Source organism: Fulvivirga aurantia (assembly GCF_009711475.1).
In the GTDB taxonomy this organism is placed as follows: domain Bacteria; phylum Bacteroidota; class Bacteroidia; order Cytophagales; family Cyclobacteriaceae; genus Fulvivirga; species Fulvivirga aurantia.
In genome coordinates this window covers 1-1,029 of record NZ_SMMD01000223.1, presented here as the reverse complement: position 1 = coordinate 1,029, position 1,029 = coordinate 1, and the positions used below count along the sequence as shown (strand labels likewise).

At 38.8% G+C, this 1,029-nt stretch carries 1 protein-coding gene; it reads left to right on the top strand.

Translation table 11 applies throughout. From position 1 onward, the window contains the following. A partial coding sequence (locus tag E1176_RS00730) for an aminotransferase class I/II-fold pyridoxal phosphate-dependent enzyme (RefSeq protein ID WP_155208678.1) occupies window positions 1-1,029 on the top strand: 1,029 nt, incomplete at both ends.

Here is a 1,029-nt window from a genome sequence, read left to right as displayed (position 1 = left end):
CCTCGTATGAAGTTTAATGGAAAAGAAGTACTTACCTGGAGCTTGAATAACTACCTGGGGTTGGGTAACCACCCAGAGGTGAGAAAGGCAGACGCAGACGCTGCAAAAGACTGGGGGCTCGCTTACCCTATGGGAGCAAGAATGATGTCAGGTAACTCTGTTCATCATATTGAGTTAGAAGAAAAGCTTGCTGAATTTATAGATAAAGAATCTGTAATGCTATTAAATTACGGATACCAGGGTGTACTTTCTATTATAGACGCCTGTGTAGACCGTAAAGATGTAATTGTATATGATGGTGAATCTCACGCATGTATTTTAGATGGTGTAAGACTTCACATGGGTAAACGCTTTGTTTTCCCTCATAACAATATCGAAAATTGTGAAAAACAATTACAAAGAGCTAAAAAGATCACTGACGAAACCGGTGGTGGTATTCTTTTAATTACTGAGGGTGTATTTGGTATGTCAGGTAACATGGGTAACCTGAAAGATATCATTGCGCTTAAAGAAAAATACCAGTTTAGACTACTTGTAGATGATGCACACGGTTTTGGAACGATGGGAGAGACTGGTGCAGGTACAGGAGAGCATTTAGGTGTTCAGGATGGTATCGACCTTTACTTCTCAACATTTGCAAAGTCAATGGCAAGTATTGGTGCTTTCGTAGGTGGTAATAAGAGTATTATCGAATACTTAAGATACACTGTGAGATCACAGATCTTTGCAAAATCACTTCCAATGCCATTAGTAATAGGTGCAATTAAGCGTCTTGAATTACTAAAAAATCAACCTGAGCATAAAGCTAATTTATGGAAGATTGTTGATGCCTTACAAACTGGCTTGAAAGAGCATGGTTTTAATATCGGTACAACACAATCTCCGGTTACTCCAGTATTATTCCATGGAGGACTAGGTGAGGCTGCTAACATGGCAATGGACCTTAGAGAAAATTATAATATTTTCTGCTCAATGGTAATTTATCCGGTAGTGCCTAAAGACGTGATTATGTTAAGGCTTATACCAACA